Annotated in this window: 21 protein-coding genes and 1 pseudogene (1 of these 22 cut by a window edge); 10 read left to right on the top strand and 12 right to left on the bottom strand. The window is 62.1% G+C overall.

The genetic code is table 11. The features are described from left to right. The 4 genes in view from folP to M1R55_RS04485 are tightly spaced (at most 38 nt apart) and all read left to right on the top strand, a layout consistent with a single transcriptional unit that may run on beyond the window. Positions 1-724, top strand: the 3' portion of a protein-coding gene (gene folP / locus M1R55_RS04500; protein ID WP_249394128.1) for a dihydropteroate synthase. 170 nt of this gene lie to the left of the window's left edge; the window shows 724 of its 894 coding nt (coding positions 171-894); its start codon lies off the left edge, out of view; its stop codon occupies positions 722-724. 9 nt (positions 725-733) lie between these two features. Continuing rightward, positions 734-1,099, top strand: a complete 366-nt coding sequence (folB, locus tag M1R55_RS04495) for a dihydroneopterin aldolase (protein WP_249393528.1) — start codon at positions 734-736, stop codon at positions 1,097-1,099. Between the two features lie 5 nt (positions 1,100-1,104). Continuing rightward, on the top strand, positions 1,105-1,608 hold the full coding sequence (folK, locus tag M1R55_RS04490; protein ID WP_249393527.1) for a 2-amino-4-hydroxy-6-hydroxymethyldihydropteridine diphosphokinase: 504 nt from the start codon (positions 1,105-1,107) through the stop codon (positions 1,606-1,608). Positions 1,609-1,646: 38 nt separating this feature from the next. Beyond that, positions 1,647-2,153: a hypothetical protein gene (locus tag M1R55_RS04485; RefSeq protein WP_249393526.1), complete on the top strand. Its 507-nt coding sequence runs from the start codon at positions 1,647-1,649 to the stop codon at positions 2,151-2,153. Between the two features lie 93 nt (positions 2,154-2,246). Here the strand turns inward: M1R55_RS04485 and M1R55_RS04480 are convergent, their stop codons facing one another. Then, positions 2,247-2,561, bottom strand: a complete 315-nt coding sequence (locus tag M1R55_RS04480; protein WP_249393525.1) for a hypothetical protein — start codon at positions 2,559-2,561, stop codon at positions 2,247-2,249. Positions 2,562-2,686: 125 nt separating this feature from the next. Beyond that, entirely contained in the window at positions 2,687-4,852 is a 2,166-nt protein-coding gene (gene pnp / locus M1R55_RS04475) for a polyribonucleotide nucleotidyltransferase (RefSeq protein WP_249393524.1), read from the bottom strand. A gap of 212 nt (positions 4,853-5,064) precedes the next feature. Here pnp and M1R55_RS04470 point away from each other — a divergent pair, with 212 nt between their 5' ends. Then, a complete protein-coding gene (locus tag M1R55_RS04470; RefSeq protein ID WP_249393523.1) occupies positions 5,065-6,135 on the top strand; it encodes a M4 family metallopeptidase in 1,071 nt (356 codons plus the stop codon). Positions 6,136-6,228: 93 nt separating this feature from the next. Further along, a complete protein-coding gene (locus M1R55_RS04465; protein WP_249393522.1) occupies positions 6,229-8,277 on the top strand; it encodes a molybdopterin oxidoreductase family protein in 2,049 nt (682 codons plus the stop codon). Positions 8,278-8,281: 4 nt separating this feature from the next. On the opposite strand, the gene M1R55_RS04460 is transcribed toward M1R55_RS04465, so the two are convergent. The 3 genes from M1R55_RS04460 to M1R55_RS04450 all read right to left on the bottom strand — a co-directional run bounded on the left by M1R55_RS04460 (position 8,282) and on the right by M1R55_RS04450 (position 10,615). Next, positions 8,282-9,031 (bottom strand): cytochrome c biogenesis CcdA family protein, encoded by a 750-nt coding sequence (locus tag M1R55_RS04460; protein WP_249393521.1) that lies wholly within the window; start codon positions 9,029-9,031, stop codon positions 8,282-8,284. Between the two features lie 11 nt (positions 9,032-9,042). Then, complete coding sequence (locus M1R55_RS04455; RefSeq protein ID WP_249393520.1) at positions 9,043-9,543, bottom strand: thioredoxin family protein; 501 nt, start codon at positions 9,541-9,543, stop codon at positions 9,043-9,045. A gap of 94 nt (positions 9,544-9,637) precedes the next feature. Next, positions 9,638-10,615: an IS4 family transposase gene (locus M1R55_RS04450; RefSeq protein WP_249393519.1), complete on the bottom strand. Its 978-nt coding sequence runs from the start codon at positions 10,613-10,615 to the stop codon at positions 9,638-9,640. A 339-nt stretch (positions 10,616-10,954) separates the two neighbouring features. Here M1R55_RS04450 and M1R55_RS04445 point away from each other — a divergent pair, with 339 nt between their 5' ends. Beyond that, positions 10,955-11,473: an IS110 family transposase gene (locus tag M1R55_RS04445; RefSeq protein ID WP_249393518.1), complete on the top strand. Its 519-nt coding sequence runs from the start codon at positions 10,955-10,957 to the stop codon at positions 11,471-11,473. Between the two features lie 17 nt (positions 11,474-11,490). Then, on the top strand, positions 11,491-11,898 hold the full coding sequence (locus M1R55_RS04440) for an IS110 family transposase (RefSeq protein ID WP_249393517.1): 408 nt from the start codon (positions 11,491-11,493) through the stop codon (positions 11,896-11,898). A 141-nt stretch (positions 11,899-12,039) separates the two neighbouring features. Here M1R55_RS04440 and M1R55_RS04435 read toward each other — a convergent pair. The 3 genes and pseudogenes from M1R55_RS04435 to ruvB form a co-directional block, all read right to left on the bottom strand. After that, positions 12,040-12,849: pseudogene (locus tag M1R55_RS04435) on the bottom strand (IS5 family transposase). A gap of 201 nt (positions 12,850-13,050) precedes the next feature. Continuing rightward, positions 13,051-13,386 carry an ArsC/Spx/MgsR family protein gene (locus tag M1R55_RS04430; RefSeq protein ID WP_249394127.1) on the bottom strand — a complete coding sequence of 112 codons (336 nt, stop codon included), beginning with the start codon at positions 13,384-13,386 and terminating at the stop codon, positions 13,051-13,053. A 111-nt stretch (positions 13,387-13,497) separates the two neighbouring features. After that, positions 13,498-14,496: a Holliday junction branch migration DNA helicase RuvB gene (ruvB, locus tag M1R55_RS04425; RefSeq protein ID WP_249393516.1), complete on the bottom strand. Its 999-nt coding sequence runs from the start codon at positions 14,494-14,496 to the stop codon at positions 13,498-13,500. Positions 14,497-14,701: 205 nt separating this feature from the next. On the opposite strand from ruvB, the gene M1R55_RS04420 reads away from it, so the two are divergent. After that, entirely contained in the window at positions 14,702-15,481 is a 780-nt protein-coding gene (locus M1R55_RS04420; RefSeq protein ID WP_249393515.1) for a VOC family protein, read from the top strand. Positions 15,482-15,586: 105 nt separating this feature from the next. Here the strand turns inward: M1R55_RS04420 and M1R55_RS04415 are convergent, their stop codons facing one another. Both M1R55_RS04415 and M1R55_RS04410 read right to left on the bottom strand, forming a co-directional pair. Next, complete coding sequence (locus M1R55_RS04415) at positions 15,587-16,252, bottom strand: SCO family protein (protein ID WP_249393514.1); 666 nt, start codon at positions 16,250-16,252, stop codon at positions 15,587-15,589. Positions 16,253-16,317: 65 nt separating this feature from the next. Next, on the bottom strand, positions 16,318-16,875 hold the full coding sequence (locus M1R55_RS04410) for a TetR/AcrR family transcriptional regulator (protein WP_249393513.1): 558 nt from the start codon (positions 16,873-16,875) through the stop codon (positions 16,318-16,320). A gap of 118 nt (positions 16,876-16,993) precedes the next feature. On the opposite strand from M1R55_RS04410, the gene M1R55_RS04405 reads away from it, so the two are divergent. Then, entirely contained in the window at positions 16,994-17,695 is a 702-nt protein-coding gene (locus M1R55_RS04405) for an MBL fold metallo-hydrolase (protein WP_249393512.1), read from the top strand. Positions 17,696-17,782: 87 nt separating this feature from the next. Here M1R55_RS04405 and M1R55_RS04400 read toward each other — a convergent pair whose 3' ends face one another. Beyond that, positions 17,783-20,239 carry a cbb3-type cytochrome c oxidase subunit I gene (locus M1R55_RS04400; protein ID WP_249393511.1) on the bottom strand — a complete coding sequence of 819 codons (2,457 nt, stop codon included), beginning with the start codon at positions 20,237-20,239 and terminating at the stop codon, positions 17,783-17,785. Continuing rightward, positions 20,236-21,438, bottom strand: coding sequence for a cytochrome c oxidase subunit II (coxB, locus tag M1R55_RS04395; RefSeq protein WP_371827155.1), 1,203 nt, complete (start codon positions 21,436-21,438; stop codon positions 20,236-20,238). Before coxB ends, M1R55_RS04400 begins: the two co-directional genes overlap by 4 nt. Positions 21,439-21,653 lie beyond the last annotated feature (215 nt).

The following is a 21,653-nucleotide window of genomic DNA, read 5'->3' as shown; positions in this document are numbered from 1 at the left end:
AGCGGTAGCGGCGGCGCGTGCGATGCATGGTGCAGGCGCACTGATGATCGATGTAGGAGGCCAAAGCACCCGCCCCGGTGCTGTGGCTGTCTCTGCTGCCGAGGAATTAGACCGAGTTTTACCGGTGATTCGTGCGTTGGCCTCCGAGGGGATTCTGACTAGCGTAGACACCATGAAGGCGGAGGTGGCCGAGGCCGTGCTGCGGGCGGGCGCACACCTGATCAACGATGTGACTGCCCTGCGCGACCCGGCCATGCGGCAAGTCTGTGCCGACGCCGGAGTGCCCGCCGCCCTGATGCACATGCAGGGCGAGCCGCGAACCATGCAGCAGCGGCCCACTTATTTGGATGTGGTGGCCGAGGTGCAGGCCTTTTTGCAGGAGCGTGCGGAAGAAGTGTTGGCAGCGGGCGTGCCCTCTGTGTTGCTTGACCCCGGCCTGGGCTTCGGCAAAACGCTGGAACACAACCTGAGCTTGCTGCGGGCCACCGCCGATCTGTCAGCTTTGGGGCATCCGCTGTTGGTAGGGGCCAGCCGCAAACGCATGATCGACACGCTGGCGGGTGTGCCAGACCCCGCCCACCGCGATCCCGGTTCGTTGGCCCTGCATCTGCACGCGGCGCGGCAGGGGGCCGCGTTGGTGCGCGTACATGCGGTGGCCGATCATGTTCAGGCGCTACGGGTGCAAGCAGCCCTAGGTCAAGCAGCACAGGACAGACTGGGCTAAACTCCGGGCATGAGCCGTGTGGTGTTGGAAGGACTGGAATTTCATGCGCGGCATGGCGTGTACGATACGGAAGCGGTGTTGGGCGCGCGCTTCGTGATCGACGCCGAACTGCATTACCCGTTTGCGGGCCTGCCCGATCAACTGAATGCCGCCGTGAATTACGCTGCGGTGTACGACGCGATTCGGCAGGAAGTGACCGAGCAGCGCTGGCAACTGATAGAAGTGGTGGCCGACCGGGTGGCCCGCCGCGTGCTGCGCGACCAGCCGCGCCTGGAGAGCGTGACAGTGCGGGTGCACAAGCCCTTTGCCCCCATTCCCGGCGTGTTCCGCGACGTGTACGCCGAGTTGACGCTGCAACAAGAGCAGTCCGGATAACCTGTATGGCTGTTCAGGTTGCCAACACAGCTTGGATTGCCCTCGGCGCAAATTTGGGCGAACCCCGGACGACGTTGCAGTGGGCGCGCCAAGAGTTGGCGAAGCTGGGAACCGTCACGGGTGTCTCGGCCCTATACCGCACCGCACCTATGGGTGGCCCACGCGGTCAACCCGACTACCTGAATGCAGCCCTAAGCCTCCGCACCAGGCTGTCTGCCCCAGATCTGTTGGCGGCCTTGCATAACCTAGAAACCCGTGCTGGACGCGAACGCCGCGAACGCTGGGAAGCCCGGATTCTGGATTTGGATTTGATCTTGTACGGAGAACTCGTCATTGATACGCCCGCCCTCACCCTGCCGCATCCCCGCGCCTGGCAGCGGGCCTTCGTGCTGGCTCCGCTGGCCGACCTAGACCCGCTCCGCCGCCATCCCGAAACGGGGGAAAGCGTGCGGGCCGCCTTAGACCGGATCAGCGTGGACGGAATTCTGAAAGAAACGTCCGATTGGTAACACGTTTGCCCGCATCCGGCGCGTTATGCTGGGACGATATGAGCAATGCTTTCTCCGACCGTTCTGGCCCCAGTGGGGGACGTGCAGGCCGCGCCGTGCTGTGGGTGGCGATTCTTCTCAGCGTGGCCCTCCTCAGCTTCGTCGTGGCTGTGGCTGTCCGCACCAATCCGCTGGCCAGCGATTACACCACCAATGGCATCAGCAAATATATGTTCTTGGAAGAATGTAAGGAGCAACTGGAAGAGGCCGACACGCTGAATGTGAGTTTGCAGGGCCAAAATGTGCCGCTGAAAAGCCTGATCGAGCAAAGCAGCCCTCTAGCCGCTGGTGAGACCCTGCACGTTGAGGTCGAGGCCGACTCCCGCGAATGGGTCGCGTCTGCCCAGCCTAACCCGGAAGGTGGCTGGTTGGCGGGCGCACCTGTCCTGATCGCCATTCACGGCAAGAATGCCAGCGTGCGCCCGGTGGGTTCAGCGGGTCTGCAATGCCTGTACAGCAAGAAGGACAGGAAAACGACGGTACAGATCGTGCCGCCTGCCCAGTAAAGCCGGAGTTTTCAACCTCAATTAAGCGGGCCAATCTCTAGATGTAGATTGGCCCGCTTGGCTTTTCTCTGATCGCTTTAAGTTTGCACGTTCCTATAGCACCACATCCAGCCCACTCAGGCATTCCTCTGCAATGGCGCGGGCCAAAGGATCACGGGTACTGCGGGCGTAGCTGACGCCCAGATGCAAATGGTGCTGCCCCGCATCTGCCCCCGCCAGCGCCAGCGTTTGAAAAAAAGCCAGATGCGTGTGTGCCAGCAGCACATCCCGCGTGCGCTCTGGCGGCAGTGCACACAGGATGGTCAGGGCGTCTTCGTAGGCTTCGAGGGCGCGGGGTTGGTCGCCTTCTACAGCCCATTCGCGCCCCAGTTGCAGGTTCCGGGCGGCGGTAAGGTAGGCGGGGCGCATGGCAAGGATTGTAAGGTAACGGCGGCTGGCAAGTGGGCAGGAGAGACAGAACAGCACAGGGGCACAGAGAGTTTTAGGTTCTCTGTGCCCCTGTGCCCATGCTGATTGCCTACTGCTGACTGTTCTCAGTCACGGCGAGGAGGACGTCCACCCCGGTCACCACCCGGACGGGCTTCACGCGGCGCACGGGGGGCAATTTTGCCTTCCAGTTCGGGGCGCACGAGGTCTATTTTGCCCCGGTCATCCACATTCACGATCTTCACGCGCAGCTTATCGCCCACGTTCAGCACGTCTTCCACGGCATTTACGCGCTCCTCGGACATCTGGCTGATGTGCAGCATGCCGTCCTGACCAGGGAACAGATTGATGAAGGCCCCGAAAGCAGCGGTTTTGACGACAGTGCCTTCAAATTCTTCCCCGATCTTGGCGGTGCGGGTCAGGCCTTCGATTCGGGCCTTCACGGCTTCGGCGGCGGCTCCATCGGCACTGAAAATCCGCACGGTGCCATCTTCTTCCAGCGTAATCTGTGCGCCCAGGGCTTCCAGTTCACGAATCTGCTTGCCACCCGGCCCGATCACTTTGCCGATCAGTTCGGGATTGATCTTGATGGTCACGATGCGCGGCGCGGTGGGGGCCAGTTCGGGGCGGGGCGCGGCCAGCACTTCGGCCATTTTGCCGAGGATGTGAAGGCGGGCGACGCGGGCCTGCTCCAGTGCCTCGCGCATGATCGCGGGGGTGATGCCACCTACCTTGATGTCCATTTGCAGCGCGGTAACGCCGAATTCACTGCCACAGACCTTGAAATCCATGTCGCCCAGTGCGTCTTCCAGACCCAGAATATCGGTCAGGATGCGGTACTTGTCGCCTTCCATCACGAGGCCCATCGCCACGCCCGCCACCGGAGCTTTCAGCGGCACGCCTGCGTCCATCAGCGCCAACGTTCCGGCGCATACGGTCGCCATGCTGCTGCTGCCGTTGGATTCCAGCACCTCGCCCACCACACGGATCACATACGGAAATTCTTCAAAGGTAGGCAGCACGGCACGGATAGCCCGTTTGGCGAGGTTGCCGTGCCCGATTTCGCGGCGGGACTGGCCGCCCATGCGCTTGACCTCGCCCGTGGAGTACGGCGGGAAATTGTAGTGCAGCAGGAACTTATCGTTGTCTTCCAGCGTCAGGTCGTCGACCAGCAGGTTGTCGCGCTCGGTACCCAGGGTGGCAATGCCCAATACCTGCGTTTCGCCGCGCGTAAAGATGGCGCTGCCGTGGGCGCGGGGCAGGCTGCGGGTTTCGATCCAGATGGGGCGCACCGTGCGGCTGTTGCGTCCATCGGCCCGCATATCGTCTTCCAGGATCAGGCGGCGGAGTTCCTGCTTTTCTACCTTGCCAAAGGCTGTTTTGAGGGCGGCAATCCGGGCTTCTGCGCCGTCCACTTCGCCCTCGGGAATCTGGGCGGCAATCAGGCGGTCGCGCAGGGCTTTCAGGTTGGCGCTGCGCTCCTTTTTCTTGGTGGTCAGCAGGGCGTCGCGCAGGCCAGCGGTGCGGGCGGCGACGGCCAGTTCCGGCACGAGGTCGGTGGTCAGGTCGCCTTCGGCCAGCAGGTTAAATTTCTCCTGGCCCAGTTCGGCCCGCATGGTTTCGATCAGCGAAATAACACCCTGCATCTCGGCGTGGGCAAATTCGATGGCTCCGACCAGCAGTTCTTCGCTGACGGTCTGGGCGCCCGCTTCCACCATCATCACGGCGTCGCGGGTTCCGGCCACCACCAGATCCACCACAGAGCGCGTCAATTGCTCGGCGGTGGGGTTCAGCACGTACTGGCCATCGACCTGGCCCACGCGCACGCAGGCGGTGGGGCCGCCCCAGGGGATATCGCTGATGCTCAGGGCCGCCGAAGCGCCGATTGGCCCCAGCACGTCGGGCAGGTTCTGCTGATCGGCGCTGATGACTGTAATGATGACCTGCGTTTCGTGGCGGTAACCCTTGGGAAACAGGGGCCGAATCTGGCGGTCGGTGATGCGTGCGCCCAAGATCGCCTTCTCGCCGGGGCGTCCCTCGCGGCGGTGAAACGATCCGGGAATCTTGCCTACCGCGTAATGCCTTTCTTCAAATTCCACCGTCAGAGGCAGAAAATCCAGCGGACTCTTTTCTTCGCGGGCCTGCGCCGTCACCAGCAACATCGTGTCGCCGTAACGCAGGGTCACGCTGCCGCTGACCAACTTGGCAAGCTTGCCTGTTTCGATGCTCAGTTCGCGGCCACCCAGCATCGTCGTGTACGTTTTTCCAATCATGGGGGCAGTCTATCCCGCTAGCGCGGCGGGAAAGAGACGCGGAAAAGCTTTTGGGAACTGCATTCGGGACGTGGCCTGTAGGTGGTGGGAAAAGCATGATGGGCGGGGAAACTGCGTTCTGGGCAAGCAGAGAAACCCTGAGACTTCCGCACTTGCCGTTTCGCCGCGATTCCGGATTGCGGGTGTATTCTGTGGCTACCGAGGTGCAACTTATGATGAACCGAATGGGCCTGAGTGCCCTGTTGACCGTCACATTGCTCGCTGCTTGCGGCCAGCCTTCTTCCCCCGTTTCCGGCTCTCTGACCGCGCAAGGGGGCAACGGCAAGCCTGTTACCGGGCAAAGCACCGCCGCCGCCCGTGCCTTCTTGCCCAATCCGGTGCAGACCACGGGCAACCAGAGCCTGACCGACAGCAAAGACGCCGCGAGTGCCGTGCCCGCCAGCGCCTACTACAACGTGACCCTCACCCATCTGGACGGCAGCGGTTACCTCAGCGGCAAATACGCCAGGGTGGTCAGCGAGACCGGAACGCCCGTGTACGGCACGGGCCCCTTCAATTTCACCCGCGATCAGGACGGCTTCGAGCAGGTCATGGCCTACTTCTGGGTCACGGAAGCCCAGAAGTACCTCCAGTCATTGGGTTTCGGCTCCGATCTGAAGGCGGTCAACAGCGACCAGCAGCAGCTCAAGGTCAGTCAGTACGGCATAGACAACTCGTATCAGAACGACAAACCCGACATCATCCGGCTGGGCAAGGGCGGCGTAGACGATGCCGAAGACGGAGAAGTGATCGTGCACGAGTACGGCCACGCCGTGCACGCCGCGCAAGTTCCGGGCTACGGTACCAGCCTGGAAGCAGGCAGCATCGGGGAAGCCTTCGGGGATTACCTGGCGCTCACGGTGGCCGACGCAGTCGCCAAAGCCAACGGCGCACCCATCAAAGCCCCGCTGCCCTGCCTGATGGACTGGGACAGCGTGTCCTACACGTCCACGACGCCGCACTGCATTCGCCGGACGGATACCAATAAGCACTACCCCGAAGATGTGCGCGGTCAGGTTCATGCCGACGGCGAAATCTGGTCGCGGGCCTTGTGGGACATCCGGCAGGCGTTGGGGGCACGTACCGCTGACCGGATCATCATCAATGCCCAGTTCGATTTTGCGCCCGACACGTCTTTTGCGGCGGCAGCACAGGCCACCGTCAAGGCGGCCACAACAATGTACGGCGCGGCAGAGGTCAAGGCCGTACGTGCGGCATTCGTGGATCGGGGCATTCTGAAGTAATCAGGGCCGCAGTCTGACAGCAGGGCAGGAGCAGAGGCCGGAAGGTCGCTTCTGCCCACCTTGCTGCCGTGCTGGGGCGGCTAAACTCAGGTCATGACCGCTGCTGCTGCTGCTGCCCTCACCCGCGACGTGTTGCTGACTTGCCCGCTGGATTGTCCCGACGCCTGCCGCCTGCGGATTACGCTGGCACGCGGCGAGGACGGACAGGAGCGGGCCGTGAAGCTGACCGGAGACGCCGACCACCCCTATACACGGGGCTTTGCTTGTGTGAAGACGGTGCATTATCCGGCGCGGCAAAACCAGCCGGAGCGCCCGCTGTATCCTCTACGGCGCGTAAATTCCAAAACTGACCCCGATCCGATCTTCGAGCGCGTGACTTGGGAAGAGGCGCTGGACGCCATCGCGGTGCGCCTGCAAACATTGCTTGCTACGCGGGGGCCGTCCTCTATCCTGCGTTACCACTACGCCGGAACAATGGGCTTGATGGAAAATGCCCACGCCCACACCCTTTGGCGGGCGCTGGGCACGCCGGAACTGGAAGAAACCATCTGCGCCACTGCCGGAAGTGCCGCGTGGACATTGGGCTACGGCCCGCGCTTCGGCGTAGACCCGCTGGATGTGCCGCACGCCAAACTCATTGTGCTGTGGGGCATCAACAGCCTGAGTACCCACAGCCACCTGACCCCCCAGATGACGGCGGCGCGGAAGACCGGGGCGCGGATTATTCACGTCGACCCCTACCGCAACCGCACCTCGGCCTACGCAGACCAACACCTGAAACTGAAACCCGGCACCGACGCGGCGCTGGCCTTGGGCGTGATGCACGAACTGTTTGCTCATGGCTGGACGGACGCGGCCTATATATCCGAAGCCACGCTGGGTATAGACGAACTGCGGGAGGCCGCCGCCGAATGGACGCCCGAACGCACCGCCACCGTGACGGGCCTAAGCGTGCAGGAAGTTCGCGAGTTTGCCCGCGCCATCGGCATCACGCGCCCCACCTACATCCGCGTGGGCTACGGCATGACCCGCCACGAATTCGGCGGCACCAACCTGCGGGCCGTGACCCTGCTTCCAGCTCTGACCGGAGACTGGCGCTTGCGCGGCGGCGGCGTGACCCTCAGCACAGGCGGCGCATTTGCCCTGAACCGGGTGCGGGTGGGTGGAGCCGACCTGTTGAAGCCGGAAACGCCCCGAGTGAATATGAACGAACTGGCGAACGCCCTCAACCCCGAGAACGAATTGGGGGCGCTGGTGGTCTACAACTGCAACCCGGCGGTGGTGGCCCCCGATTCCGCCCGCGTGCGTGCAGGGTTGCAGCGAGACGACCTGATGGTGGTGGTACTGGAACAGGCCATAACCGAAACTGCCCGCAATGCCGACTACGTGCTGCCCGCCACCACCTTTATGGAACACGCCGACATCTACACCAGTTACGGTCACCACTGGCTTTCTTACAACCCTGCCACGCTGGAGGTTCCCGGCGAGGCCCGCCCCAATACCTGGGTGTTTGGCGAGTTGGCCCGCCGTCTAGGCGTCACTGAACCCGCCGTGTACTGGACGGTAGACGACCTGCTGAAAGAGGTGCTGGACACGCCGCACCCGCATCTGGCAGGCATTACCCCAGAGCGGCTGAAGGCGGAAGGCATGGTTCACCTGAATTTGCCCGAAGACTGGCGGCCCTACGCGCACGGCGCACCAACACCCAGCGGCAAGGTGCAACTCTCGCCCGCGCCGCAGCACCGCGAACCCGCAGCCGCCCTGAATCCCGACTTCCCCCTGCGCCTGCTGACGCCGCCCGCGCACCACTTCCTGAACTCGACTTACGGCAACCTGCCCCACCTGACCCGCGCCGAGGGCAGCGAACCGCACGCCCTGATTCATCCTGCCGATGCCGAAGCCTACGGCCTGCACGACGGCGACTATGCCCGCCTGACCAGCGAAATAGGCAGCACCCGCCGCCGCCTGCGCGTGACCGAAGCGGCGCAACCGGGCGTGGTGGTCGTGGAAGGCAGTTGGTGGGGATTGTCTGCCCCAGACGGCGAAAGCATCAACGCGATCACCGCCCAGACGCTGACGGATCTGGGCGGCGGGAGTACCTTTCACAACACGCGGATACGGGTGGAGCCGGAAGGAGTCTGAAGATTCAGGGCGCTTGCTGCTGCAACTGCTGGCGCACCGAGTCGGTTTCTTCCAAGAAAGTGAGGCGCTGCACGTAAGGCACGCGCTCCACGATAAAGGTCTGGGCGGCGCGGTCTAACCCGAAGGCCATGCCCACCGCGAACACGGCCAGCACCACCCCGAACGTCTGCTGAATGCGGCTCAGGTTGCCCATCAGGGCCGGAACCCGCTTCAACATGGCCCGCCCGCCGCGCATGATCGCCAGCATGGGCAGCGCCACGCCGAGGGCATACGCCAGCGTCATCGCCACTGCAAAGGCCGTGACCTGTCCGCTCAGGGCCAAGGTGGTCACACTTGCCAGAATCGGCCCGACGCACGGCGTCCAGACCAGCCCCAAAGTCAGGCCTACCAGCAGGCCACCGCCGAAGCCGTCGCCGCCCTTGCTGTTTCCAGTGGCGACGTTTTGGGGCATCACCCTTGCGGCCAGTACCTCAAAACGCAGTTGCAGGGCAGGCACCGCCAGCGTCAGGCCGAAGATGAACAGCAGGGCCACTGCGCCCCAGCGCAGGGCGTCCGGGCTGAGGTTCAGGGCCGATACCAGCGTGGACAGGAACAGCGTCAGCACCACGAAACTGCCCACGAACCCCACGATGATTCCAGCGGGCCGCGCCCTGCCGCCCACCGTGCCCGACAGCAACACAGGGAGCACAGGCAGCACGCAGGGTGAGATGACGGTCAGCACGCCGCCCACGAAGGCGATCAGCAGCAGCAGCACGGTTCAGGCTCCTAGTTGGCGTTGGCTTTCTTGGTATTGGCGATGATGTCGCGCAGGTTGCCGCCCGCCCACTTTTTCAGCGCCTTGCCCTGCGGGTCCACCAGCACGAACGTATGCTGATAGGTGATCCCGTACTGCTTTTTCAGGGCCGGTTCCTTGTCGTAGTCGGTCTTGAAAATGGTCACGCCTGCGGGCAACTGCGCCAGATTCTTTTTGATGTCGGCGTCGGCGGCCTTGCAGTTGGGGCACCACGTCGCGTGAAAGAACAGCACCCGCTGTGTGCCTTTGGCGGCGTCGAAGGCGGCTTTGGTGTACACCACGTAACTGCCTGACTTCTTCATGGTGTCGGTTATGGCCCGGGTGGTCATCGTCGGTGTAGCCATAGTCTGTGCAGACGCGGCACTGCTCAGCAGCGCGGCGGCCACCAGCATGCCGGGCAGCACCAGCGCGGGTAGGGCAAAACGGGATAGGGCGGAACGGGATACAGCAGTGTTAGACGCAGCGTTGGACATGGTGGAGCCTCCTGTTAACTGATACGCCCCGCCTCATGCAAAGGTTCATTTCCACCGACTCGATTGCATCTTGCCGCCCGCGCCAGCTTCAGCCTCAGTACCCGACATTTTCCGGGGAGTTCGTGTGGGACGGCATCAGCAGGTCAATCAAGTCGCCCATGCGTGCTGACTCTCGGCTGAACGACCGCACCAGTTCCCGCAAACCCATCTTCACCACGCTCCAGGCCCGGCGACCATGTGTCTTCTTCGGACATTCCAGAGTGACCCCGACGAGCACGCACCACGTGTAGGTCAGCGTCAATAGGCACAGCAGGCGCTCCACGTGATCGTGGAGCGTCATGTGTGTGCCCTCCAGTTGGAAGCCCTTGCTTTTCAACGCCCTGAAGAGACACTCAATCAGGAACCTCCGCCGATAGCGAGACTGGATCGTGGTCACTGCCCCTGCGTTGCTGGCGATGATCAGGGCCTCACCATCCTGCGTATAGGTCAAAACGACGTTCATCAGCTGTCCGTAGACCACTGTGTCTTCGACCAGCAGACCGGCGTTGCCGGTCTGCAAGCGACTCAGCCAGTCCTGCGCCGTCCAGTCGTCTAGAAGCGTGTCGCGCCGCAACCGCACGCAGATGGGAATCCCACGGTGAGCCAGTCCCTGAATCCAGTCGTAGCCGACGAATTCGCGGTCGGCATACAGGACCCGGATCTCCGCTGCGGACAGCAGGCAGAGGGCATCGTCCATAAGGGTGTGCCGGATCTCCGTCGAGCTGCCGCCCCCGTGGGGCAGCAGCTCGTAGAGCAGGGGGATGGCAACGCCCCGCCAGATGACGGCCAGCAGCAAGACGTTCACGTCCGTCTGTCCGTACTTCCAGTTTGTCCGGTCAAGGATGAATTCGCGTGGCTGCGCGGCGGGAAGGAGCGTCAAGACGACCCGGGCGACGTCGGCCGGTTGGATGGGATGACGGTCAAAGAAGCGCTCTATGCGGCGAATGACGGAGGCGGTGTGCGCGCTTCCGGGGAAGCGCGCCGCGAGTTCAGCATGCCGGACGTCCTTGCCCCCAAGGAGAGCGAGGACCATGAGCGAGAGCAACTCGACCTGGTTCTTGCGGAACTCCGGGAAGTGCGCGGTGAAGCAGCGGGTCAGCTTGGCGAGGACATCGGGGGACGCGTCCTGTTCTCGCGTGTCAGCCGAGCTTTTTCAAGCCCCCTGGAAAACTGTCTGTATGTCAAAAATAAGGTGAGGAGAGAGCGTCGCCCTGAAACTGTCTGCGCTCGTCGCTTGTACCCGAATTGCGCGTTCTCTTTCTCAACGGCACGACACCGCTGCTCTTCGCTTGATACCAGGCTGCCTGCGGGCCCAATCCAGAACAGACCTGCGCGGGTGGGGGTGAAACGCCGAACTCTGTTGGAGGACACCATGATCATTCTTGGACTTGATCCCCACCCCACGACCCATACGGCCGTCGCTCTCGACTCTCGGGGCGTCGTTTTGGACAGCCTGAGCGTCCAGAACGACACCGACGGCCTGAATCAGTTGTGTGCTTGGTCTGCTCGTTTCGAAGAGCATTGCTGGGCCATTGAAGGTGCAGGCAACCGGTATGTCGCTCCCCTGTTGGCCCTGCTCTTTGCCAATGATCAGTCGGTGTATCACATCCATCCCAGCCTGACCAGCCAATACCGTGCGCGTCGCGGCAAGAAAAAGAACGACCTAGTCGACGCCGAGAACGTCGCCCGGGTGCTGCTGGCCAACCCACAGCTCCCGCCCTACCAGCTCAGCACGCAGCGCACCCGCTTGCAGGAATTGTCCCGCACGCGGGACAAGCTCGCTCAGCAGCGTAAAGCCAACCAGATGATGCTCGAAGCGCTCCCAGACACGACGACGGACTCGCTGAGCACCGCCCTGCAGGCGGTACTGACTCTCTCGAAGCAGCGTTGAAAGAGTTGGAACACGCCATGGCGACCCTGGTCGCTCAGGTGGCCCCCACCCTGTTGACGTTGCAGGGGATCGGCGTCGTGCTGGCCGGCACTGTGCTCGCCGAAGTCGGTGACATCAAGCGGTTTGAGGATGTCCATCATTTCGCCAGTTATTGCGGCGCTGCCCCAGTTGAACGGGGGAGTGGGAAGAACACGCGTTGGTGCGTGAGTGTCGGTGGCAACCGACAGCTCAACAGGGTGCTCCATCTGATGGCCTTGACCCGGCTGCGCTGTGATGAACGCACCAAAACATTCGTGACCAGGAAAGAACAAGAGGGAAAAACGAAACGAGCGGCACTTCGAGCACTCAAGACCCACCTAGCCCGCGAGCTGTACCGAACCTTGCAGGCGCGTCACATGGGCGGCCCCATCCCAGCCCATTCATAGGATCTTTTTGGGTCTTTTCTCCGCCAACTTGACATACCAGGTTCGGGTACTGAGAGCTTCAGCAGTTCCGGCTCTTCGATAATGCGTGGATCAGCGGTAAATATTGACTGCGTAATACATCGCGGCGACGTAGCCTAGAAGCTATCCGGCAAGCGAACCGAAAATCGGATGACGTGTGTTCAGGAGCAGAAGGCAGCCTGCAACGAAGTGAAAGCCGATGAGGGTGGAAGACAACGGTTCCAAATCTCTTCCAAGACGTCGAAACCGGGATGTCCAAGCAAACGAGCGTTCGACCATCCAGCGTTGGGGGAGCAAGATAACTCCCGTTTTCCCGCTGGGCCGTTGGATGACTTGTCGTTCAACCCCTCGCTCTGCGGCATCCAGAGCGGTTTGATCGCCCGTATACCCTTGATCGGCGTAGACCACTTCGACGTTCGTTCCGGTCACGTCCTGAACGTGGCGGCACAGGTCACGGACCTGTGCCCGGTCTTGTTCATTGGCTGGGGTTGCCAGCACCGTGATGAGGTTGCCCAGCGTATCGACAGCCCTATGAATTTTGGTGCCGTGACGCTTCTTGCCACCATCATATCCGGCTCGGTGGCCGCTCTCTGGCGTGCTTTGCAACGTTCGGCTGTCGATGATCGCCACCGTGGGTTCGTTGTTCTTCAGTGCCTCCTGACGCGTCAGGAGGCGCAAATCATGGCGCAGCGTCTCAAAACACCCCCGCTCAAACCAACGCATCGCCTGCTCATGGACGATCTTGTACGGTGGAACATCATGTGGCAAATAGGCCCACTGACTCCCCGTCCGGGCCATCCAAAACAGCGCATTCAACCCCTCACGTAGCGGATACTTTCGCTGCGCCGCATGTTCTGGCTTTCACACCAAATACGGCACCCTGAAGTGATACATGTCTTCGTCAATGTCACTGGGGGAAGCACGGCGGGTCACCCAACTATTCTGCTGGGATCAAACTCCGATAGCCAAACTACGTTCGCTTAACGGACAGCTTCTAGCCAGCCCAGAACGGCTATCCCACACATGCCAAGAGCGATGCCACGCACAACCTTATCGTTAGTCCGTTTGCCTACCAGCCAGATCAGACCACCGCAGAGAAGGCAACTGACTGCCAGAAAATGTGGATTCACGGCCTCACCCCTCCAGCATCCGCCCCCAACCCTCCGCGTCCTCGCCCAACGTCAAAACCTTGCCGCCGCGTACCAGCGGGAGCTTCAGCAGTTCCGGCGTCTCTATGATCCGCGTGATGATGCCTTCCTCGGTGGTTCGCAGGTAGGCCAGATTGGAGCGCTCGTAGGCTTTGCCTTCCATGTCAAGCAGAGCATTCAGGCCAAATTTCTGCACAAAGCGGGCCAGTTCGCCCTTGGCAATCGGCTTCACGCTCAGGTCTACAAAATGAATCTTGACCCGCCGCTCCTTAAAAAAGCGCTCGGCGGCGCGGGTGGCGGCGTTCTTTTTGGTGCCGAACATCTGGACTTGGGGGGCGGAGGGGGCGGCGCTCATGGCAAGAAGTGTAAATGGAACGTGGAAGGTGGATCGTGGGCAAGAGAAACGACGATCCACCTTCCAGTCTCTGCTTTCTCAGTTGGTCAAAAAGCCTGAAAAATCCCCTTCCACGCCACTCACGGGCAGGCCCAGATGATCGTAGGCATGCGCCGTCGCCACGCGGCCCCTCGGCGTGCGCTTGATGAAGCCCAACTGGATCAGGTACGGCTCGTACACGTCCTCCAGCGTCAGGGCGTCCTCGCTGATGGCGGTGGCGAGGGTGTCCACGCCTACCGGGCCGCCTGCAAAGCGGTGAATCAGTGTTTCGAGGTACTTCTTATCGCGGTCATCGAGGCCCGCTGCGTCCAGTCCTAGCTTGTCCAGCGCGTGCATGGCACGGTCTAGCCCGATCAGGCTTTCGCCCGCCACTTCGGCGTAATCGCGCACCCGGCGCAACAGACGTTTCGCGATTCGCATGGTGCCCCGGCTGCGTGCCCCGATTTCTATGGCGGCGGTTTCATCCAGCCCGAACCCCAGCAGGCGGGCGTCACGCAGCAGGTTGGTGCCAATTTCCTCGGGCGTGTAGTACTCCAGATGCTCCATGATCCCGAACCGCGAGCGCATGGGCGCGGTGATCAGGCCGGGGCGGGTGGTTGCGCCCACCAGCGTAAAGCGCGGCAGCGGCAACTCTATGGTGCGGGCGGCTGGCCCCTGCCCCAGCACGATATCCAGCTTAAAATCTTCCATCGCCGGATACAGGTGTTCCTCGGCAACGCGGCCCAGACGGTGAATTTCGTCGATGAACAACACATCGCCTTCTTCGAGGCTGTTGGTCAGAATGGCCGCCAGATCGCCGGGCTTCTCGATGGCCGGGCCGGACGTCACGCGGATGTTGACGCCCAGTTCGTGCGCGATGATGTGCGCCAGCGTGGTCTTGCCCAGTCCGGGCGGCCCGAACAGCAGCGTATGATCCAGCGCTTCTTTGCGGCCCTTGGCGGCCTGAAGGTACACGCCCAGCTTTTCCTTCAGGCGTTCCTGGCCCACATACTCCGTCAGAGTTTTGGGCCTGAGTGCGGGATCAAGCGGTTCGGTCATGCCCACCATATTACGCTATTTCCGAAATTGGCAACGGGAGTCTGTCTCTCAGTCTTCGCCTCAAGTTTGCCATGAGACAAAACGGTGAGCTGATTCAGTTCTCGACATAATACAAAGTGTAACTTATACTCGGTTTGCTTCAAGATCTTGGTCACAATTCGCCCCAATGTCCCGCCCTCACGCTCCACAGAGAGGTTGCCCCCCGATGCCTACCTACACCCACCACCCCGCCGGAACCCCAACTTGGCTCGATCTGTCTTCGCCCAATCTGGACGCCGATCTTCCCTTTTATCGGCTGGTCTTCGGCTGGGACATTTCCGAGGGCGTAGAGGAATACGGCGGCTACCGCACCGCCACCCTGAACGGAAAGCGGGTGGCGGGCCTGGCCCCCCAGATGCCGGACATGGGTGGCGGGGCAGGCGCATGGACGCTGTACTTTGCCAGCGCCGACGCACAGGCCGATCTGCAGCGCATCCGCGATCTGGGCGGCACGGTCATGGTAGAGCCGATGCAGATTGGCGATCAGGGTCAGATGGCGGTGGCCGCCGATCCCACCGGGGCCGTATTCGGGCTGTGGCAGGAGGGCACGCACACGGGCATGGAACTGATGGGCGAACACGGCAGCCTCTGCTGGGCGCAGGCCAATAGCCGTCATCTGGAACTTGCACGCCAGTTCTACACCGGGTTTTTGGGGGCCACCAGTCGGCCCAGCCCCAGTATTCCGTATCACACGCTGCATCACGGAGAGGACTGGACGGCGGGCGTGATGCAGATGGACGACGACAACTTTGCCCCAGAAATGCCCCCGCACTGGGTGGTCTACTTTGCCGTCGACAGCGCGGATGCCGCCGCACAGGCCGCCGTCGCCACAGGCGGGCAAGTCCTGTTCCCGCCATCCGACACGCCTTGGGGCCGGCTCGTGGTGCTGCAAGACCCCGGCGGCGCCGTGTTCAACGCCATGGAGGGGCAGCGGCTTGGGGCGTAAGTGGCAGTGATTTTCTGGTAGGCCAGACCCTTCTCCTACCTACAGATACAACCAAACGGCGGGCCTCTGTGCAAATGCTGAGGCCCGCTGTTCCCATTGTCCCGCTTACGAGCCGTATTCCTGGAGCAGCCCCGGCAGATCGCGTTTCAGTGTGCCGTCTACCACTTCTAGATTGCTGTACACCCGTACGAACTCGCCCCGCGCATTCACCACGCTGACCTGATCACCGTGCAAGCGGGCCGCCGCGCTTGCCGACACCGCACTGTCTGGTTTACCGGTATCTGGTTGATCGGTGTGCTCCTGATGTGCGGGTGTGGGCAGCGGCGCAACGTTGGTTACGTACATGGCTTTGGCCGCTGCGTCTATGCTTTCCACGCTTCCGGTCAGGCCCACAAAGTCGGCGCTGAATTCGTTCAGGTACTCGCGCAGCACGGTGGGGCGGTCAAATTCGGGATCCACGCTGACCAGTTGCACGCGCAGTTTGGCCTGTTGCTCCGGCTTCAGTTCCTCGTATGCGCCTTTCAGGGTAGCCAGCGTTGCCGGGCACACATCCGGGCAGCGCACGAAGCCGTAAAACACCAGGCGCAACTTTCCGCCCGAATCGGCCAAGGTGGTGGGGCGGCCTGCGTCGTCGGTGAGGGCCAGTTTGGGCAGGGCCACAGGCGCCTCCAGCGCAGTGCCCCCCAGCGGCGCGGCAGCACCCGAACGGAAGAACAGGAGGCCGCCCAGAGCGGCAGCAAGGGCCAGCAGAACAACAGTAAGCCACTTCATCGTCCCGCAGGATAGGGGAGAGAGACGGGGCCGCGTGTCCCACAGCCTGCCCTGTCTGACCAGCCTTAAGCGGGCTGCGACAGGCCTACGATCAGGGCGTCCAGCCCCCGTTCAAAGCCCCCCTTTGGCCCGCTACGGCCAAATTGCCCACTGAGTTCCAGGGTGGCGAATCCGTGCATATAGGCCCAGAACGCGACAGTGGCCGCAGTGTCGTCGGCCTGCCCACTCACTGCTCCCACCAGCGCCAACACGCTTTTCCAGAGGTCTTGCGCTGGGCCGGGCTGGGCGGTATATGGCGCACGCGGCACCAGCAGCAGGCTATAAGCGTGTGGGTCAGCGCGGGCAAACTCCAAGTAGGCATGGGCGGTGGCTCTCAGCGCCTCTGCAGGGGGAAGGGCGGCAGCGGCCCGCGTGAGGGCAACGTTCAGGTCAAGGCTGGTCTGGTCTTCCAGCGCGCCCAACACGGCGGCCCGGTCTGCAAAATGCCGGTACAAACTGCTGGGTTGCACCCCAAGTGCACTGGCCAGCGCCCGCATCCCCACGGTTTCTGCGCCGCCTGCCCGCAGCAGTACGGAGGCCGCCTGTAAAATGGCTTCAGGCGTCAATTTGGCGGGGTAAGGCATAGGCACAGTCTAGGCCAAATTCGGGATAGGTGAACACTGTACGTCTTGACAATACGGGTTCAACCATCTAAAGTTTAAGAAAGACGAACAATGTTCACCTTCGTCAAAAGGAAGTGCTATGAAGCTCACCACGCACGGCGCTTATCTGACCCAAGTGTCTCAGTTCCGCTTCATCAATCAGTATCTGGTGCAGGAAGAGGACGGCCTGACCCTGGTCGATACCGGAGCCAGAGGCCAGGCCTCGGTCATTCTGAAGGCGGCGGCCAGCCTCGGCGTTTCTATTCGGCGCATTTTGATTACGCATGCCCACGACGACCATATCGGCAGTTTGGACGCCCTGTACGCGGCTCTGCCCGGCGCTGAGGTGCTGATTTCGGCCCGCGACGCCCGGCTGATGGATGGCGACCTGACCACCGACGAGGGCGAACTGCAAAAGCCGCCGCGTGCCGCCCGTGCCCAGACCAAGCCCACGCGCCTGCTGACGCCCGGAGACCGCGTGGGTAGCCTGCAAAGCGTGGCCGCGCCCGGTCATACCCCCGGCCAGTTGGCCTTCCTCGATACCCGCGACGGCACCCTGATCGCGGGCGACGCCTACCAGACCTTTTCGCAGGTCAGCACCAGCGCCGAGTTGCGGTGGCGTTCGCCGTTGCCTGCGCTGGCAACATGGGATCGGGCCACCGCGCTTGCCAGTGCACGTACTCTGGCCGCACTCCACCCCACCCGGTTGGCCGTCGGACATGGGCCAGTGGTGCTGCACCCCCAACAGGCCATGAACGCGGCGGTAGAGCGGGCCGAGCGCCAGTTGAGCAAGAAGGGCTAGCCAAACAAATCAAAGAGAAGGTGAGAACGCTTAATCTGCGTTCCCACCTTTCGTTTTCTACTCTCTAGTGCCTACCTTCCAGCTTGCCTACCAAGCGTAGAAGATCGCCACGATGAGCAGCCATACCACGTCCACAAGGTGCCAGTACAGGCTGGCGGGCGTAATCGAACCGTGGTTGTACTTGTCCATCTTGCCGGTCATGGCCTGGTAGTACGGAATGGCGATGCCCGTACCGCCGATGATGATGTGCAGACCGTGCAGACCCACGATGGTAAAGAAGCAGGCTTGCCACAGGTTCTGTTTCCAGTCGTTTTCTACGCCGAACAGCGCGAATTCGTAGACCTGGAACAGCATGAACACGGCCCCCAGAATCAGGGTAATAAACAGGCCGAGGCGGAACATGGTGTGGCGGCCCTGATGGTTGTCCTGCTCGGCCTTGTGCAGCACAAAGGAACTGGACACCAGAATCAGGGTGTTGAGGGCCGCCAGCCAGATGTTGGGGCGCAGGGCAGGCGGCTCGGCGGCACCGATGACGCGCAGGTATACGTAACCGGCGATCAGCACGCCGAACAGGCCCACTTCGGAGATGATGAACCAGCTCATGCCCATGAAACCGTTGTCGTACTTGGTGAGGTGATGGTGCTCCACAGGCACGTCGTATTCACGGGTTCCAGCCCACTTGAACAGGCCGTAGAAGAACACGGGGAAGCTGAGGTACAAGACGATAGAGGCGAGGATATGCCCGAAGCTGGCATCGAAAAATCCGCGCAGGCCGCCGCCGGGGGTGTAGTTGGTGAACCAGCCGAAGCTCAGGCCATAACCCATCAGCAGCAGACCAAACGCCGTGATAAAGGGCCAGATGGAATCGACAGGCAGGTGGATGGTCTTGGGGTCGACGGGCGTCAGGGTGTCGCCGTTCTTTTCCCAGTCGTATAGCGGGCGCTCGGTGGGAAAGGAGCGGGGGAACTCGTGGGCAAAGTTGTACGCCGCAGGAGGGCTGGCCGCCGTCCATTCCAGCGTAAAGCCGCCCCAGGGGTTAGGCCCAGCGGTAATGGGGCGCTGGAAGCTCTGGATCATGTTCCAGACCCAGGTCACGCCGCCTGCCAGCAGGATCAGTGCACCCAGCGTAGAAATAAAGTTCAGTTCCGTCCAGGCAAAGTTGCCTTCGGGGTAGGTGTAGTAGCGGCGCGGCATACCCAGCAAGCCCAGAATGTACTGGGGCAAGAAGGTCATCCACGAGCCGACCATAAACAACCAGAAGTGCCACATCCCGATTTTTTCGCTCAGGAAGCGCCCGGTCATCTTGGGCCACCAGTAGTACAGGCCGCCCATCGCCAGGAACGCCGTGCCGAACATCATCACGTTGTGGAAGTGCGCCACCACGTAGTACGACATCGTGACCTGGTAATCGAAGGGAATCATGCCGAGGCTCACGCCCGTGATCCCGCCGATCAGGAAGTTGAAGATGAAGCCGACCAGCCAGTAGGTAGGCGTCTTCATGATGATGCGTCCGCCCCAGAGCGTGCCGATCAGGTTGAAGATTTTCACGCCCGTGGGTACGGCCACGATCAGGGTGGCGATCATGAAGGCGATCTGCCAGCTTTCGGGCAGGCCCACGGCAAACATGTGGTGAACCCATACCAGCAGCGACACCAGCACGATACCCAGGATGGAATACACCATCACGCGGTAGCCGAACAGGGGCTTGCGGGCCATCGTAGACGCGATTTCGGCGGCAATACCGAGGTAGGGCAGCAGCATCACGTATACGGCGGGGTGCGAGTAGAACCAGAAAAACTGCTGCATCAGCACGGGCACGCCGCCGATGCCGGGGTTGAACATGCTCAGGCCCAGCTTGATTTCGAGGTAGGTGACCAGCGCCGCAGCGGTCAGGCCGCCTAGCGAGATCAGCTGCAAGATGGAGGTGGCGAAGATGCTCCAGACGAAAATGGGCATCTTCCAGAGGCTCATGCCGGGGGCACGCAGGTTGACGATGGTGGCGGCAAAGTTGGCACTGCCCAGCAACGACGCGATGCCGTTGAGGATCAGGGCGACCATCAGCACGGCCACGCCGGTCTGGTTGGCATCCACACTCAGCGGGTAATAGAACGTCCAGCCCACGCCGGGTGCGCCGCCGTTGGCGAGGCCCGTGATGACCAGAATCAGGCTGAAGATGAACAGCCACACCGCAAACGTGTTGACGCGCGGCAGGGCCACGTCACGCACGCCCAGTTGCAGGGGCAGGAACCAGTTTCCGAAGCCGAAGAGTCCAATCGGAATCAGGAAAAAGAAGATCATCAGGGCGGCGTGCAGGGTCAGCACCTGGTTGTAGGTGTTGCCTACCAGGAATGACTGTTCTGGCAGCGCCAACTGCAAGCGGATGCCCACCGCCATCAGGCCGCCGATCCCGAACGCCAGGATGCTGGTCACGATGTACAGCGTGCCGATCTTCTTGTGATCGGTGGTTTTCATGTAGTCCAGCAACACTTCCAGGATGCTGGGCCGGGCCACCTTGACTTGTGGGGGAGCGTGCTGAACGGTCACTGGCTTCCTCCTTTTGCGCCGATCACGGGTGTGCCTTGCCAGTAGTCCGCTTCTTCGGGCAGCTTCAGTGAGCGAATGTAGGCCGACACGTCGTCGATTTCGGCGTCGGTCAGGATTCCACCCTTCTGAATTTTGCCGTTCACGCGGTATTCACTGCCGTCGTAGGTGGGCATCAGGCTGCCGGGCTTGACCTGAGGGCTGTGCTTGATCCATTCGTGCAGCATTTCGCGTGCGCGTTCGCCTTCCCACATGCCCGCGCCCAACGTGCGGCGCGTGCCGAAAAAGCTGAGGTCGGGGCCGGCCGCACCCGCAGCGGGCGTGCCCTGAACGCGGTGGCAGGCGGCGCAGGACAGCGCGCCCGTAGAAGTCTTGCCCTGCATGAACAGGGTGTAGCCGCGTGCTTCGGCGCTGCCGGGGGCAGGCTCCGGGGCGCGGTAGGCGCGGGCGGCGGTAATGAATGTGTTGTAGCGTTCGGGTTCCAGCGCCACTACCTTGTAGCGCATGTTGGCGTGGCTGGCTCCGCACAGCTGCGAGCAGTTGCCCTGATACGCCCCGGGGCGGTCTGTGTCTACCTGCCAAGTTTTCTTGACGGCAGGCATGGCGGCCCGCTGTCCGCCGATGTTGGGGGCCCAGAAGCCGTGAATGACGTCGCCGCTGGTAATGGTCAGGGCCACCTGCTGACGGGTCGGAATGATGATTTCGTTGCCGTTGGTGACCACGCCGCCCGCCGCTGCTGGCGCTTCGGGGTAGGCAAAGTTCCACCAGAACTGGCGGCCCAGCACGTCGATATTCACGACGTTTTGGGGCGTGGGGTTCAGGCGGGCCATGCTGCGAACCGTCAGCACGCTCAGGAACACCACGATGATCACGGGCACGACCACCAGAATCACTTCTAGGCGGTTGTTGCCGTGGAATTGTGCGGGCGGCGCGTCGTGCTTATCTTCACGGAACTTGTTGACCGTGTAAAACAGGGCATACGACACACCAATAAAAATGATGATGGACAGCGCGATGGCCCACACGCTCATCCAGAAGATTTCGCGGTTGTAGCCCGACGACATATCTCCGATGCTGAGCGTCTGGTTGACCTGCTGGCAGCCGGTGAGCAGCGCCCCGCCCAGCGCCGTAAGGGCCAGCGGAAGGGCGCGGCTGCGCCTGAAACGGGAGTGCCCCGGCCTCTGGTGGTGGTTGGTGTTCAACTTCGCTCCTTTCTATGCTGTCCCAGTGGATTGGCCATAGGGGAATGGCCGAACGTAACCCCCCTAGTGTAAAGCGTCACGTGGGGAAAATTTGCCCCCCATCCAGCCCGCAGACTGGCCGAAGAACTGTCTTCTGTTCCTCTGCATTCTACCGATCGGTCAGGGCCAATGGCTATGAGATCAGGTGGAGGGGGAGTCATGTGTCCTGAAGGGGG

Source organism: Deinococcus sp. QL22 (assembly GCF_023370075.1).
Classification (GTDB): Bacteria; Deinococcota; Deinococci; order Deinococcales; family Deinococcaceae; genus Deinococcus.
Note: the sequence above shows the minus strand (reverse complement) of the source record. Positions and strands in the feature narration are given on the sequence as shown.

Coding starts and splice junctions, on each gene's coding strand:
- M1R55_RS04480 (WP_249393525.1), bottom strand. CDS start 2,561: ATGCGCCCCGCCTACCTTACCGCCGCCCGGAACCTGCAACTGGGGCGC.
- folK (WP_249393527.1), top strand. CDS start 1,105: ATGGCTGTTCAGGTTGCCAACACAGCTTGGATTGCCCTCGGCGCAAAT.
- M1R55_RS04455 (WP_249393520.1), bottom strand. CDS start 9,543: ATGTCCAACGCTGCGTCTAACACTGCTGTATCCCGTTCCGCCCTATCC.
- M1R55_RS04465 (WP_249393522.1), top strand. CDS start 6,229: ATGACCGCTGCTGCTGCTGCTGCCCTCACCCGCGACGTGTTGCTGACT.
- folB (WP_249393528.1), top strand. CDS start 734: ATGAGCCGTGTGGTGTTGGAAGGACTGGAATTTCATGCGCGGCATGGC.
- M1R55_RS04470 (WP_249393523.1), top strand. CDS start 5,065: ATGATGAACCGAATGGGCCTGAGTGCCCTGTTGACCGTCACATTGCTC.
- M1R55_RS04485 (WP_249393526.1), top strand. CDS start 1,647: ATGAGCAATGCTTTCTCCGACCGTTCTGGCCCCAGTGGGGGACGTGCA.
- M1R55_RS04430 (WP_249394127.1), bottom strand. CDS start 13,386: ATGTTCGGCACCAAAAAGAACGCCGCCACCCGCGCCGCCGAGCGCTTT.
- M1R55_RS04405 (WP_249393512.1), top strand. CDS start 16,994: ATGAAGCTCACCACGCACGGCGCTTATCTGACCCAAGTGTCTCAGTTC.
- pnp (WP_249393524.1), bottom strand. CDS start 4,852: ATGATTGGAAAAACGTACACGACGATGCTGGGTGGCCGCGAACTGAGC.
- M1R55_RS04410 (WP_249393513.1), bottom strand. CDS start 16,875: ATGCCTTACCCCGCCAAATTGACGCCTGAAGCCATTTTACAGGCGGCC.
- M1R55_RS04440 (WP_249393517.1), top strand. CDS start 11,491: ATGGCGACCCTGGTCGCTCAGGTGGCCCCCACCCTGTTGACGTTGCAG.
- M1R55_RS04415 (WP_249393514.1), bottom strand. CDS start 16,252: ATGAAGTGGCTTACTGTTGTTCTGCTGGCCCTTGCTGCCGCTCTGGGC.
- ruvB (WP_249393516.1), bottom strand. CDS start 14,496: ATGACCGAACCGCTTGATCCCGCACTCAGGCCCAAAACTCTGACGGAG.
- M1R55_RS04450 (WP_249393519.1), bottom strand. CDS start 10,615: ATGGTCCTCGCTCTCCTTGGGGGCAAGGACGTCCGGCATGCTGAACTC.
- M1R55_RS04445 (WP_249393518.1), top strand. CDS start 10,955: ATGATCATTCTTGGACTTGATCCCCACCCCACGACCCATACGGCCGTC.
- M1R55_RS04420 (WP_249393515.1), top strand. CDS start 14,702: ATGCCTACCTACACCCACCACCCCGCCGGAACCCCAACTTGGCTCGAT.